This window comes from Halanaerobacter jeridensis (assembly GCF_016908315.1).
Taxonomy (GTDB): Bacteria; Bacillota; Halanaerobiia; order Halobacteroidales; family Halobacteroidaceae; genus Halanaerobacter; species Halanaerobacter jeridensis.
Genome location: NZ_JAFBDQ010000019.1, coordinates 1 through 13,664 on the forward strand (window position 1 = coordinate 1; position 13,664 = coordinate 13,664).

The 13,664-nt window shown below is 34.4% G+C and carries 14 protein-coding genes and 1 riboswitch; all 14 genes read left to right on the forward strand.

Features of this window, described 5'->3' with window-relative positions:
• Nucleotides 1–130 precede the first annotated feature (130 nt).
• The 14 genes from JOC47_RS13440 to folE2 all read left to right on the forward strand — a co-directional run bounded on the left by JOC47_RS13440 (nucleotide 131) and on the right by folE2 (nucleotide 13,569).
• Nucleotides 131–466 carry a hypothetical protein gene (locus JOC47_RS13440; RefSeq protein WP_204702716.1) on the forward strand — a complete coding sequence of 112 codons (336 nt, stop codon included), beginning with the start codon at nucleotides 131–133 and terminating at the stop codon, nucleotides 464–466.
• Nucleotides 467–538: 72 nt separating this feature from the next.
• A riboswitch (Lysine riboswitch) is annotated at nucleotides 539–716 on the forward strand.
• An 80-nt stretch (nucleotides 717–796) separates the two neighbouring features.
• On the forward strand, nucleotides 797–1,588 hold the full coding sequence (gene dapB / locus JOC47_RS13445) for a 4-hydroxy-tetrahydrodipicolinate reductase (protein WP_204702718.1): 792 nt from the start codon (nucleotides 797–799) through the stop codon (nucleotides 1,586–1,588).
• A 95-nt stretch (nucleotides 1,589–1,683) separates the two neighbouring features.
• Nucleotides 1,684–2,565, forward strand: coding sequence for a dipicolinate synthase subunit DpsA (gene dpsA, locus JOC47_RS13450; RefSeq protein ID WP_204702720.1), 882 nt, complete (start codon nucleotides 1,684–1,686; stop codon nucleotides 2,563–2,565).
• 27 nt (nucleotides 2,566–2,592) lie between these two features.
• On the forward strand, nucleotides 2,593–3,186 hold the full coding sequence (locus JOC47_RS13455) for a dipicolinate synthase subunit B (protein ID WP_204702722.1): 594 nt from the start codon (nucleotides 2,593–2,595) through the stop codon (nucleotides 3,184–3,186).
• A 381-nt stretch (nucleotides 3,187–3,567) separates the two neighbouring features.
• Entirely contained in the window at nucleotides 3,568–4,575 is a 1,008-nt protein-coding gene (locus JOC47_RS13460; RefSeq protein WP_204702724.1) for an aspartate-semialdehyde dehydrogenase, read from the forward strand.
• A gap of 174 nt (nucleotides 4,576–4,749) precedes the next feature.
• Nucleotides 4,750–5,805 (forward strand): aspartate kinase, encoded by a 1,056-nt coding sequence (locus JOC47_RS13465; protein ID WP_239551256.1) that lies wholly within the window; start codon nucleotides 4,750–4,752, stop codon nucleotides 5,803–5,805.
• Between the two features lie 17 nt (nucleotides 5,806–5,822).
• Nucleotides 5,823–6,701: a 4-hydroxy-tetrahydrodipicolinate synthase gene (dapA, locus tag JOC47_RS13470; RefSeq protein WP_204702726.1), complete on the forward strand. Its 879-nt coding sequence runs from the start codon at nucleotides 5,823–5,825 to the stop codon at nucleotides 6,699–6,701.
• Nucleotides 6,702–6,971: 270 nt separating this feature from the next.
• Nucleotides 6,972–8,645 (forward strand): ribonuclease J, encoded by a 1,674-nt coding sequence (locus JOC47_RS13475; protein ID WP_204702728.1) that lies wholly within the window; start codon nucleotides 6,972–6,974, stop codon nucleotides 8,643–8,645.
• A 135-nt stretch (nucleotides 8,646–8,780) separates the two neighbouring features.
• Entirely contained in the window at nucleotides 8,781–9,779 is a 999-nt protein-coding gene (locus JOC47_RS13480; protein WP_204702730.1) for a 2-hydroxyacyl-CoA dehydratase family protein, read from the forward strand.
• A complete protein-coding gene (locus JOC47_RS13485; RefSeq protein ID WP_204702805.1) occupies nucleotides 9,779–10,543 on the forward strand; it encodes an acyl-CoA dehydratase activase in 765 nt (254 codons plus the stop codon). Before JOC47_RS13480 ends, JOC47_RS13485 begins: the two co-directional genes overlap by 1 nt.
• A 277-nt stretch (nucleotides 10,544–10,820) precedes the next feature.
• Complete coding sequence (queC, locus tag JOC47_RS13490; RefSeq protein WP_204702732.1) at nucleotides 10,821–11,501, forward strand: 7-cyano-7-deazaguanine synthase QueC; 681 nt, start codon at nucleotides 10,821–10,823, stop codon at nucleotides 11,499–11,501.
• A 41-nt stretch (nucleotides 11,502–11,542) separates the two neighbouring features.
• A complete protein-coding gene (gene queD, locus JOC47_RS13495; protein ID WP_204702734.1) occupies nucleotides 11,543–12,001 on the forward strand; it encodes a 6-carboxytetrahydropterin synthase QueD in 459 nt (152 codons plus the stop codon).
• Nucleotides 12,002–12,003: 2 nt separating this feature from the next.
• On the forward strand, nucleotides 12,004–12,738 hold the full coding sequence (locus JOC47_RS13500; protein ID WP_204702736.1) for a radical SAM protein: 735 nt from the start codon (nucleotides 12,004–12,006) through the stop codon (nucleotides 12,736–12,738).
• A 48-nt stretch (nucleotides 12,739–12,786) separates the two neighbouring features.
• Nucleotides 12,787–13,569 carry a GTP cyclohydrolase FolE2 gene (gene folE2, locus JOC47_RS13505; RefSeq protein WP_204702738.1) on the forward strand — a complete coding sequence of 261 codons (783 nt, stop codon included), beginning with the start codon at nucleotides 12,787–12,789 and terminating at the stop codon, nucleotides 13,567–13,569.
• The last annotated feature ends 95 nt before the right edge of the window (nucleotides 13,570–13,664 follow it).

A 13,664-nucleotide genomic window follows, 5' to 3' on the forward strand; every position in this document is an offset into this window, starting at 1 on the left:
CACACCCGAGTCTTTTTTAAGATAGGGTTCGTGGATAAGAACACTGTAACTTTGGTGTTAACGCTGTAATCTACTCATTTGTTAATTTTGATTAGCTTTAAGCAGATATAAATCAGCGGAAGAATTTAATATGATTACTAATACTAAAGAAAACTTAGTAGATAAGGTTAGACCAGATCAAGGTCAATTTGGCGAATTAGCTGCTTTGATTGAGCAAGGGACAATTATGAGTGTTCCGGATTTAGAAGCAACTATGATTTTTGGTGCCTTAACTAACGAAGTAGGAGGAGCAAGTAGCAAACGAATGTTAAGAGCGCTGGTTGAACATGGAATTAATAGAGCGGTGGCAGAAAAAATTGAAGCTGAATTGAAAAGAGGTAATACGATAGTCACAGTAGAAAAAAATAATCTTAAACAAGCTACAGAAATATTAAAATCATGTGGAGGGAATATATCTATTTATTAGTCGAAAAGTGAGTAAGAAATCCTTGACAAATTCGTTTAAATATTAGACAATAAAAGAAAATGGAATAAATTAAATAAAGATTGAGGAGCAGTAATTAAGAGTATCTATAGTAGTTAGCCGCTAAAAAACTATAGTGAAAGGAATTATTGCCGAAATTGAGTAGTTGTGTGGCTCACAACCTCAGTTGGGTTTGTGCTGAACAAGTACAAGACTGTCACTAGTTAATATCTAGTGGTGAGCTATCTTTCGTTGTTTTTAAACGATTGGTAAGCTTGCCAATCGTTTTTCATATTTTAATGCTTATCATTTTTATGAGAGAGGAGTGAGATAATGAAAAATATAGTTGTATCTGGTGCGCTTGGTAAGATGGGACAGGAAGTAGTTAAATTAGTAGACCGGACAGATAATTTCAAGTTAGTTGGAGCAGTAGATGTAGCTAAAGTAGGTGAAGATATTAAAGAGGTGTTGAATCTAGAACAAGCTAGTGCAGAAATCACTAATGATCTAGGTGAGACTTTAGAGCAAGTTGAAGCTGATGCAGTAGTAGATTTTACTACGCCTCAAGTTGTTATGGGGAATATTAAAACAGTTTGTGAAGCTGGAGTAGATATAGTAGTAGGGACAACAGGCATTACAGAAGCTGATTTGAATAAAGTAAAAGAATTTGCAGATGAGAACAATAAAGTAATTATTGCGCCTAATTTTGCTATTGGAGCTATTTTAATGATGGAATTTTCTAAAAAAGCAGCTAAATTCTTAGATGATGTTGAAATTATTGAGCAACATCATGATGGTAAATTAGATGCACCATCAGGAACTGCAATTAAGACTGCTGAATTAATTCAAGAAAATCTAACTCCTAAAGAAGATGAGCGAGAAGAAATTGAAAAATTAGAAGGAGCTAGAGGAGCAGAACAAGATGGAATTAATATTCATAGTGTGCGCCTGCCTGGTTTAGTAGCTCATCAGGAGGTATTATTTGGTGGGGAAGGTCAAACATTAAAGCTAAGACATGACTCTATTAATCGTCGCTCTTTTATGCCGGGAGTAGCGTTAGCAATTAATAAGTTAGATGAAATTGATGGTGTTGTTTATGGTTTAGATAATTTAATTGAATTGTAGAAATTAATTAGCTTAGACAAGCACTACTTTACTTCTCCCTACATATAATATTAATGTATTTGAAGAGTAATTTAAGTTAGGAAAGGGGGATAAGAATGAGCCATTACCTAGTGGATAAAAAAATTGCACTTTTAGGAGGAGATGATAGAGAGAAAATTTTATTGTCTTCTTTAGAACAAAGTGATGCCCAAGTACAGGTTCTTGGTCAGCCGTTTAATAGTTCAAAATTATCAAGGGAGGTAATCACTTCTTTAGCCCAAATTGATGCTAATATTGATGCTGTAATTGCTCCAATGACCGGGGTTGATGAGAACTATAAGATTAAGAAAACTTTTATTGATGGTGAGGTTTTATTAACTGAAGATTTCTTTGCTGGACTGCAGCCAGGAACTAAATTCTTTATTGGTTTTGCTAAACCTAAAATTAAGGAGTGGTGTAAAAAATATAATTTAGATTTGATTGAATTAGCCACTTTGGATGAATTAGCAATTTTAAATGCTATTCCTACTGCAGAGGGAGCAATTAATAAGGCTATTGAGCATAGTCGAATTACTTTGCATCATAATAATTCTTTTGTCTTAGGATTAGGTAGGGTTGGAATGACTATAGCTAGAATGTTGGAGGGAATGGGTAGTAATACTTTTGGTGTAGCTAGAAAGCCTAAAGATTTAGCTCGTGCCCTAGAAATGGGATTAGAACCTGTTGAATTTCAAGATCTAAAGCAGGAAATTGTTCAAGCTGATTTTATTTTTAATACTGTACCTACTTTAGTCTTAGACAGAGAAATATTAAGTGTTTTAGATTCTGAAACAGTGATTATTGATGTAGCTTCTGCTCCTGGAGGTACAGATTTTGCAGCGGCTAAAGATTTCGGTATTAGTGCTCATTTAGCCTTAGGTTTACCTGGGAAAGTAGCTCCTAAGAGTGCTGGTGAAATTTTAGGTGATATTATCCCTCGCTTTATTGAAGAAAAGTAGAGTTCTTCTAAAGGGAGGTGCTTGTCTTTGAAATTAGCCGGTTTAGAAATTGGTTTTGCCTTAACTGGTTCTTTTTGTACTTTAGCAAAAGTAATTCCTGCTTTAGAGCAGTTAGTAGATAGTGGAGCTAATGTATATCCTATTTTATCTCAACATGTTCAAAACTATGATACTCGTTTTGGAACTGCTGAAGAATGGCGGGCGAAAGTAGTAGAAATCACAGGTAATCAGCCGTTAGTGACAATTCCAGAGGTAGAACCTATTGGACCGCAACAATTATTAGATGTGCTTGTTGTAGCTCCATGTACTGGTAATACTGCAGCAAAGTTAGCTAATGCTATTACAGATACTGTAGTTACAATGGCTGTTAAAGCACATTTGAGAAATAAAAGACCAGTGGTTTTGGCGATTGCTACTAATGATGCCTTGGGTAATAATGGGAAAAATATTAGTCATTTAATTAATGCTCCTAATATATATTTAGTTCCATTTGGTCAAGATAATCCAATTCATAAAGAAAATTCTTTAGTGGCTAGAATGGATTTGATTCCTGATACAATAGAATATGCGTTATCTGGACGACAGTTACAGCCTGTGATTATTGAGCATAAAGGGATATGAAAGCAGTAGCTGGTAGTGAGATCAGGGGGGGTAATTGCATATAGATTGCGTAGTTAATAAAGTGGAAAGTAAAGAGAATAGGGCTGCACGGAGAGTCTTGTTTTTTTAAGACTCGGAGGAGACAGTGAAATAGTGAAGAGTATAAAGTAGAGACTTGGCACTGCCAAGTCTGTATAATAATAAATTAGAATAAATAACAATAGTGGATTATGTAATAGTAATGAGTAAAAAAGATAAAATAAAGAAATTTAGAGGCAGGGTAATGCCCTGTCTCAGTGAGAATATAAAAAAATAAAAGGTAAATAAAGTCATAAACAGAATAAATAAAGTGGGATAATAATTAATTATTAAATTTAAATTAATTTGGGAGGTATTTTTAGAATGGAGAAGGTAAATGTAGCGGTAGTAGGAGCAACTGGAGCAGTAGGAAGAGAAATGGTGAGTATTTTAGAGGAGAGAGATTTTCCTTTTGCAGATTTAAAATTATTAGCTACGGAACGTTCAGCTGGAACTATTATGAATTGCAAAGGTGAAGAGTATGAAGTTGAAGTTACTACTCCTGAATCTTTTGAGGGAATTGATATAGCTTTATTTAGTGCAGGGTCAACTGCAAGTAAGAATTTGGCTCCTGAAGCTGTTAAACGTGGGGCAGTAGTAGTTGATAATAGTAGTGCTTATAGAATGGATCCTGAAGTTCCTTTAGTAGTACCTGAGGTTAATCCAGATGATATTTTTAAAAACAATGGAATTATTGCTAATCCAAACTGTTCTACAATTCAAATGGTAGCTACTTTAGAGCCGATTTATAAAGCAGCAGGGATTAAAAGAATAGTTGTTTCAACTTATCAAGCTGTATCTGGAACTGGTAAGGATGCTATGGATGAATTAGAGGAGCAAACTAAGAGTATAGCTAATGAGGAAGAAGTTGAATCTGAAGTTTATCCGCATCAGATTTCCCAAAATGTATTACCACATATTGATGTTTTCTTTGATGATGGATATACTAAAGAAGAAAAGAAGATGGTCAATGAGACTAAAAAGATTATGGGGGATGATAAAATAAAAGTAACTGCTACTGCAGCACGGGTGCCGGTTTCAATTGGCCATGCTGAAGCAGTAAATATTGAAATGGAAGAAGAGCTAACTGCTGATAAAGCACGTGAGTTGTTGGCCCAAGCTCCAGGCGTACAAGTCGTTGATAATCCAGAGGAAAATGAATATCCAATGCAGATTAATGCAGAAAAAACTGATGATGTTTTAGTCGGTCGGATTAGAGAAGATAAGACTGTAGATTATGGATTGGATTTATGGATTGTTGCTAATAATTTACGCAAAGGAGCAGCGTTAAATACGATTCAAATTGCTGAAACTTTACTACAGAAAAGCTAGTGTAGAGAAGTGAGGTGGATAAATGCGTGAAATAGTTATCCAAAAATTTGGTGGATCGTCAGTAGCAACACCTGAACGTCGTGATCAGGTGATTGATAAAGTGATTAATTGTATTAATTCTGGTTATAAACTTCAGCTATTGGTAGAGAAGGAGCCCCTTATGCGACCGATACGTTGATTAATTTTGCTGAAGATGTTCATAATCAAATAAATCCTCGTGCTAAAGATTTATTAATGTCTTGTGGTGAGGTTATTTCTTCAGTGATTATTACCCAAGCGCTAAAAGCTCGGGGTTATGATGGAACTCCTTTAACTGGAGCTCAAGCTGGAATTGTAACAGATGATAATTTTGGTGATACCAGAATTAAAGAAATTAATAATCAGCGGGTTAAAGAGATTATGGAAGAGAATAAAATTCCTGTTGTAGCTGGTTTTCAAGGTATTTCAAATGATGGTGAAATAACAACTTTAGGGCGCGGAGGTTCAGATACAACTGCTTGTGCTTTAGGTGCTGCTCTCCATGCTGAGATGGTTGAAATTTATACTGATGTAGAAGGAGTTATGACGGCCGACCCTAAAGTTGTTCCTAATGCTAAAACTTTAAAACATGTTACATACACTGAAGCTTGCGAATTAGCTTATCAAGGGGCAAGGGTAATTCATCCTCGAGCAGCAGAGCTTGCTAAAAGAGAAAGAGTACCGGTTATTATTCGTTCTACTTTTAGTGATGCAGAGGGGACTGTTATTTCTCATGCTTTTAAACAAGATGAAATAGAAATAAAGGGAGACAAAATTATAACAGGAGTAACCAGTCGCAATAATTTAGCATTAGTAAAAGTTTTTCCGCATAATAAACAAGAGAAAGCAACTGCTTTAGGATGTTTTAGAGTGATGGCTGATGCTGGAATTAGTGTAGATTTTATTAATGTGCGTTCGGATTTTATTTCATTTATGATTCGAGATGAACAGGCTGGAGAAGCTGAAGAATTGTTAATTGAAGATGGATATCATTATAATATCTTAAATAATTTTGTAAAAGTTTCTGTTGTAGGAGCAGGTATGACTGGATTTCCTGGTGTCATGGCTCGAGTAGTAGAAGCCCTATCTGAAGCAGGGGTATCGATTTATCAAACTACTGATTCACATACTATGATTTCATGCTTAGTAGAAGAAAAAGAACAAAGTGAAGCTTTATGTGCTTTACATGATTATTTTGAGTTGGGTAATTAATATTTGGGGGTGTTGTTATGAACTTTGGTGAAGTATTGACGGCAATGGTAACTCCATTTAATGAAGATGAGAGTGTTAATTATAAGCAAGCTGGGGAATTAGCTGAATATTTAGTTAATAATGGCTCTGATGGTTTGGTAGTATTGGGTACTACTGGTGAAGTACCAACCTTGACTACTGCTGAAAAAGAGGAATTATTAGAAGTAGTTGTAGATAGAGTAGGGGAGCGAGCTACAATTATAGCAGGAACTGGATCTTATTCGACAGCTGAAAGTATTGAAATGACAAAGAAGGCTGAAGAAATTGGTGTGGATGGAGCTATGTTAGTAACCCCTTATTATAATAAACCTCCGCAACGAGCTTTAGACAATCATTTTAGATTGGTTGCGCAGGAGACTGAGTTGCCTATTATTTTATATAATGTTCCAAGTAGGACTGGACGTAATTTAGATCCAGAAACAGTAGCAAAGTTATCTCAAGTGGAGAATATTGTTGCTGTTAAAGAAGCAAGTGGGGATGTGAGTCAGGCTACAAAGATCAATGCTCTGACTGACGAAAGTTTTGATATTTATAGTGGTGAAGATTGCTTAACCTTGCCAATATTGTCTGTAGGTGGTACAGGAGTAATTAGTGTGGCATCTCATTTAGTAGGAAGTGAAATTAAAGAGATGGTGCAGGCTTATAAAGCTGGTAATGTAGAAAAAGCTAAAGATAAAAATGCTTCATTACAGCAAATATTTAATGCTATGTTTATTAGTACAAATCCGATTCCAGTGAAGTCAGCTCTGCAAATGGTTGGTCGAGGAGTTGGCCCAGTTCGTCCACCATTATTAGATTTGGAAGAAAATTTAAAAAATGATTTAAAGAATGTTTTAAGTGAAAAAGGTTTATTATAATATAGTAGTGAAAACTACCCTGAACAGGGTAGTTTTTTATTTGTGGTATTATATTATGACCTAGGATTCAAAGTTTATGTTAATAGAGGTGATATATATAAATAAAATTCAGTTCTTGTATTTAAAGTGAATTTCATTTATAATATATATAAGAGTGCTTAGAACGGGGGAAAATAAGAATTGTTTTTGTTTTGAGCATTGCTCAGATGACTAGCGCCTATGTATCTGAGGACGGGTTAGTAAAAAAATATGGAGGTGTATTTTGTTTAAATGTCGTTTAACAATGAAATAGATTCCGTATCCATTTTACCATTAGGTGGTATCGGAGAAATCGGAAAGAATATGATGGTAATTGAGATAGATGATGAAATATTAATTATTGATGCAGGAATTAAATTTCCAACAGATGAACTTTATGGAGTAGATTATGTAATTCCAGATATTAGCTATCTCCTTAAAAATCGCGATCGAATTCAAGGGATTGCGTTAACACACGGGCATATGGATCATATTGGTGCTCTGCCTTATGTATTAAAGAAATTAGGAGATGTTCCTATCTATGGAACTAAATTAACTTTAGGGTTATTGCGTGGTAAATTAGAAGAACACAATTTATTATCTGACACTTATTTGCGTCATGTGTATCCTGGTCATTCAGTAGAGATTGGCTCTTTTGATGTAGAATTTATTAGAGTTAATCATAGTTTATCCGATACATGTGCCTTAGCTGTGCATACTCCATCAGGGCCAATTGTATATGCTAGTGACTTTAAGTTTGACCAGACTCCAGTTGACGGTCAGATGGCTGACATTCACCGCTTAGCTGAGTTAGGAGATGAAGGAGTTTTAGCTTTATTCTCTGATAGTACTAATGCTGAACATGAAGGATTTACTCGCTCAGAGAAAGAAGTAGGTGAAACGATTGAAAAAGCCTTTAAAGATGCGGAACAGAAGATTATAGTTGCTAGTTTTGCTTCTAATTTCCACCGAATTCAGCAAGTAATTGATGCAGCAATGCAGTTCAACCGTAAAATAGCTTTAAGTGGAAGAAGTATGTTAAATAATGTTGATATTGCTAAAGATTTAGGGTATCTTGATATTCCAGAAGGAATATTAATTGATACTAATGATGTAGATAAATATCCATCAGATAAAGTTGTTCTTTTAACTACTGGTAGTCAAGGAGAGCCAATGGCAGCTTTAACCCGTATAGCTCGTGGCGATCATTATCATATCAGTGTAGGAGATGGAGATACTGTTTTAGTTTCTGCTACTGCAATTCCTGGTAATGCTAAAGCAGTAGGTCATACAATTAATCAGCTATTTGAACGTGGTGCAGATGTTATTTATGAAGCAATTACAGGCGTTCATGTATCTGGTCACGCTAGTCAAGAAGAATTAAAATTAATGTTAAATTTAACTCGTCCCCAGTACTTTTTCCCAGTACATGGAGAATATAGACACTTGCATTTGCATGCTAAATTAGCACAAGAAGTTGGTGTTCCACAAGAAAATACATTTATTCCTGATTTAGGTGATAAAGTTCACTTAAGTAAGGACCGCGCTTATATAGAAGATAGTGTTCGTGCGGGAAGAATCTTAGTTGATGGTTTAGGTGTAGGAGATGTAGGAAATGTTGTCTTGAGAGATAGAAGATTACTATCTGAAAATGGAATTTTAATGGTAGTAGTTACTATCGATAATGATGGCAATATTTTAGCTGGACCTGACATTATTACACGTGGTTTTGTATATGTCAGAGAATCCGGAGATTTAATTAATGATGCTACTCAAAAAGCTGAAGAAGCATTAAGAGAATGTGAAGAACAAGGAATTACTGAGTGGTCTACATTGAAGTCTAATATTAGAGATGCATTAGATGATTATATCTATCATCGAACTAAGAGAAATCCAATGATTTTACCTATAATTATGGAAGTTTAATTTTGTTGAGCGGCTTTTTAGCCGCTCATCTTTATATATATGCATATAGCTTTGAGTTGTGAGTTAGAAGTGAATTCAAAAATACATTTGCTCATAATTTATAAATATTTAATAACAACAAATGGAGGAAAAAAGATGGAGAAGGTTGGAATTACTACTACTATTCCAGTAGAAGTATTATTTGCAGTAGGTCATCAACCGCAAGATTTAAATAATTTATTTATTACTGCTGATGATTATGCTCAATATATTGAATTAGCAGAAAAAGATGGGTTTCCTAAAAGTTCTTGTGCTTGGATTAAGGGCATGTATGGGGCTTGTTTAGAGAATAATATTAATAGAGTAGTTAGTGTAGTAGAAGGAGATTGTTCTGATACTGAGGCTCTAAATGAAGTTTTGCAGGCTAAAGGGATTAAAACTTATCCTTTTGCTTATCCCTATGAACATGATTTAGAATCAGTTCAAGCAGCAATTGATGATTTTAGAGAATTATTTTCTGTCAGCTTAGATGAAGTAGAAGCAATGAGAAATCGCTTAAATCAAGTACGTGCTTTAGCATCTGAAATAGACCGTTTAACTTGGCAAGAAAATAAAGCAACAGGATTTGAAAATCATCTTTATCAAATTAACTGTAGTGATTTTAAAGGTGATATTGATTCTTATGAAGAGGAGTTAAAGAATAAAATTTCTGAAATTAAAACTCGTGAACCTATAAATAGGGAATTGCGATTAGGATATATTGGAGTACCTCCAATGACGGCAGATATTTATGAACATGTAACTGAATTTTCTGCTCATATTGTATATAATGAAGTACAGAGGGAATTTACTTTTCCTCGTTATGAACAAGCTGATAATATTTATCAGCAATATTTAGATTATACTTATCCTTATGATTTAGAGTTTAGATTAAAGGAAATAAAAAAGGAAGTTGCTAAACGGGATTTAGATGGAATTATTCACTATACTCAAGCATTTTGTCATCGGGAAATTGAAGATATAATAATTAAAGATGAGTTAGAACTGCCTACTTTAACAATTCGTGGTGATAAATCTCGGCAACTTGATTCTAGAATGAAATTAAGATTAGAAGCCTTTTTAGATATGTTGGGTGATATGAGAGGTGTTAATTGATGCGAGTACTAGGTATTGATTTAGGAAGTCGGGAAGTAAAAGTTATAGTTTTGGAAGAAGGAGAAATAGTTAATAAATTTAAAGTTAGTACTATGTCTTTTTATCGTGATTACTGTACATTTTCAGGAAAAATAGTAGTTGATTTAGATAAACTTGACATCGGAGAAACTGATGTCAAGATTTCCACGGGATATGGTCGTAATAATACTGATTTAAATGAATTTGAGGTAATTAATGAAGTAAAAGCACATGCCTATGGTGCTATTTATCAAAGTGGATTAGAAAATTTTATCTTACTTGATGTAGGTGGACAAGATGTTAAAGCAGTTCAGGTAGAAAAAGGATTAATTACTGATATTGAGTTAAATGAGAAATGTGCTGCTTCTTGTGGTAGATATCTAGAAAATATGGCTAAGGTATTAGAAGTATCACTAGAAGAATTAGCAACTTATTCTACGGATCCAGTAGATTTGAATTCTACTTGCGCAGTTTTCTCTGAATCAGAATTGATTGGAAAAATTGCTGAAGGGGCAAGCATTGAGCGCTTATGTGCTGGCGTTAATTATTCCATGTATCGTAGATTAAAGCCTCTATTAACTGGATTTAAAGGGCATAAATTAGTGATTTCAGGTGGAGTCGCTTTTAATCAGGCAATTATAGAATATTTAGCCCAGGATTATGAGCAAGTAATTACCTTAGATCATCCTCAGTATAATGGGGCTATAGGAAGTTGTTATTATGGACAAGAAATAAGTAATAAGTGATGAGTAAAGAGGGAAAACAGTAGCTGGTAGTGAAACAAGCGAGAATTATTGCATATAGATTGCATAGTTAATAAGCAGAAAAGTAGAGAGAATGGCGCTGCACGGAGTGTTTTTTGGATTTTAAAAACACGGAGGAGACAGTAAGATTAGTAACGAGTAATCAGTGATGAGTAAAGAGGAAAAACAGTAAGACAGTGAAAAAGTAAGAATAGTGAATAGTAATGAGTAAACAGTAAAAAGATAAAAATCAAATTATATTTTGTGTGGGGGAATAATAATGAGTGAAAATAAAAAAGCTGTTGTCCTATTATCTGGTGGGTTAGATTCAACTACTGCTTTATATTTAGCAAAAGATAAAGGTTATGATCTTTATGCTTTATCTTTTGATTATGGTCAAAGTCATGGACGCGAATTAAAAGCTGCTAGAGATGTAGCTCAAGAAGTAGGGGTTGAAGAGCATGTTGTTGTAGAAACTAATATGTCGGCTTGGGGAGGATCTTCTTTAACTGATGAAGAGATGGAAATTCCTGAAGGAGATGACTCTAATGATGAAATTCCAAGTACATATGTGCCTGCTAGAAATATGATCTTTTTATCTTATGCTGCTTCTTATGCTGAGGCAGTAGGAGCTCAGCATGTATTTATTGGTGTTAGTGAAGTTGATTATTCAGGCTATGTAGACTGTAGACAAGAATTTATTGATGCTATGGAAAATGCAATTAATCAAGGTACAGTTTGTGCAGTAGAAGAAGATAAAGAAATAGAGGTACATACACCATTTATTAATATGACTAAAGCTGAAGAAGTTGAGTTAGGAATGAAGTTAGGTGTAGATTATTCATTGACTTGGACTTGCTATCGTGGTGGAGAAGTTGCATGTGGAGATTGTGACAGTTGTGTACTACGCTTAAAAGCATTTAAAGAAGCTGGTTATGAAGATCCAGTAGAATATGAATAAGCTATCGCTAGCTATAAATTCAGATCATGGGGTTGATTTAAATGAGTCAAATTTCGGTCACTAAAAGTTTTTCCTGGGATATGTCTCATATGTTGGCAGGGCATCAAGGGCAGTGTAAGAATCTGCATGGTCATACTTATCAATTAGAGGTAGAAGTTGTGAATAAAGCAGGGCAAGTGCAGGAGGTTGGCCCAGCGCGGGGGATGGTAGTAGATTTTAAAGATTTAAAAAATATTGTTAAAGATAAAATAGTTAATCGATTAGATCATGCTTTTTTGTATTGGTCTAAATCAACTGCTGATGTAGAACATCAAATTGCTCAATTGCTGCAGGAGAATGATCGTAAAGTTGTTGAAGTTGATTTTAGACCTACTGCTGAGAATATGGCTCAGCATTTTTGGGAGCTATTAGAGAATGATTTGCAGGAATTAGGATTAAAACTAGCCGCTATTAGAGTTTGGGAAACTGAAACAAGTTATGCTGAAGTTAGAGGAGAGTAAAGATGAAATTATCAGAATTTAAAAATACAAAGTTAAAAGTAGTAGAAGTTTTCAATAGTATTTCTGGGGAAGGAATTTCGACAGGAGAAATTGTTACCTTTGTGCGAGTAGAAGGATGTAATTTGCGTTGCAGTTACTGTGACACCCGTTATAGCTATCAAGGAGATAATTATGAATTATTAACTCTAGCAGAAATTTTAGAGAAATTAGAGAGCTTTGGTACGGATAAAGTTATTTGTACTGGAGGTGAGCCTTTAGTAGAAGAAACTGCTAAAAGATATTTACCACTTTTTCTAGCTGCTAAGGGTTATGAGGTGCGAGTTGAAAGTAATGGTAGTTGGCCGGTTTATAATAAAGAAGAAATTGAGGCTTATTCCGAGGGACAAAAGCTAGAATTATACTATACTTTGGATGTGAAATGTCCTAGTTCGGGAATGGCTCAGTCTAATTATTTTAGTAATTTTGCTAAATTAAAGAGCGGAGATGAGTTAAAGTTTGTAGTTTCTAATGATAGAGATTTAGATTATGCTTTACGTGTGATTGATAAACATAAGAAAAGTTTAGCTCGTGAGGGAATAGTAATTAATTTTTCTCCGGCATTTAGTAGAATTGAGCCTGAGGAAATTGTTGAGTTTCTGCAAGAACATCAATCTTATTTCAAGGAAAATAATCTAGAAGTAAGATTAAGTATGCAATTACATAAATTGATTTGGGATCCGGATGAAAAAGGAGTTTAATCTTTATATAGATAATATTTAAAAAGAAATAGGAAGTAGGTGATTATAATGAAAGATGTGCAAAATATGAAAGGTGATTATAAATTTGGTATTAATGAAGTTGGAGTGGAAGATATCAAATATCCACTACGTGTTAAATCAAATTCTGGTGATATAATTTCTACTGTGGGTACTTATTCTTTAGGAGTTAATTTAGATAAAGATTTAAAAGGGATTCATATGAGTCGCTTGCCGCAGTTATTAGCAGAACTGCATGCTGAAGAATGGATTTTGGATGATTTCAAAGCAGATATTTATGATATTTTAAAAGATATGCAGTCGCGGATGGAAACTGATAATGCTTGTTTAGAATTAAAGTTTGATTATTTTTTGTCTAAAGAAGCTCCTGTGTCTGGCCAGGAAGGATTGATGAGCTATCCGTGTCAAATAAAATCCTCATTAAAAGAAGATGAATATAATTTTTTCTTGAGTGTAGAAGTGCCAGTAACTTCATTATGTCCTTGTTCTAAAGAAATTAGTGATTATTCGGCTCATAATCAACGAGGTTATACCGAAGTTACTGTTAGTTATGAAGGTTTGTTGAGGGTTGAAGAACTAATTGAAATGGTAGAGTCAGTAGCTAGCTGTGAAGTTTATTCGGTTTTAAAACGAGTTGATGAGAAAAAAGTAACAGAACAAGCTTATGATAATCCTCGGTTTGTTGAAGATATGGTGCGTTTGGTAGCTGAAAAGTTATCTGCTGATAATAAAATTGATTGGTTTAGAGTGAATAGTCAACATCAGGAGTCTATCCATCCCCATGATGCTTATGCTGTATTAGAAGGTAGGTAACCAAGCAAAAAGCACTGCATACAGATTGCGCACTTTATTAGCAAGAAGTAGAGAGGCTTGGGCGACACGGAGTGTTTTTTGTCTTTTTATTTTTC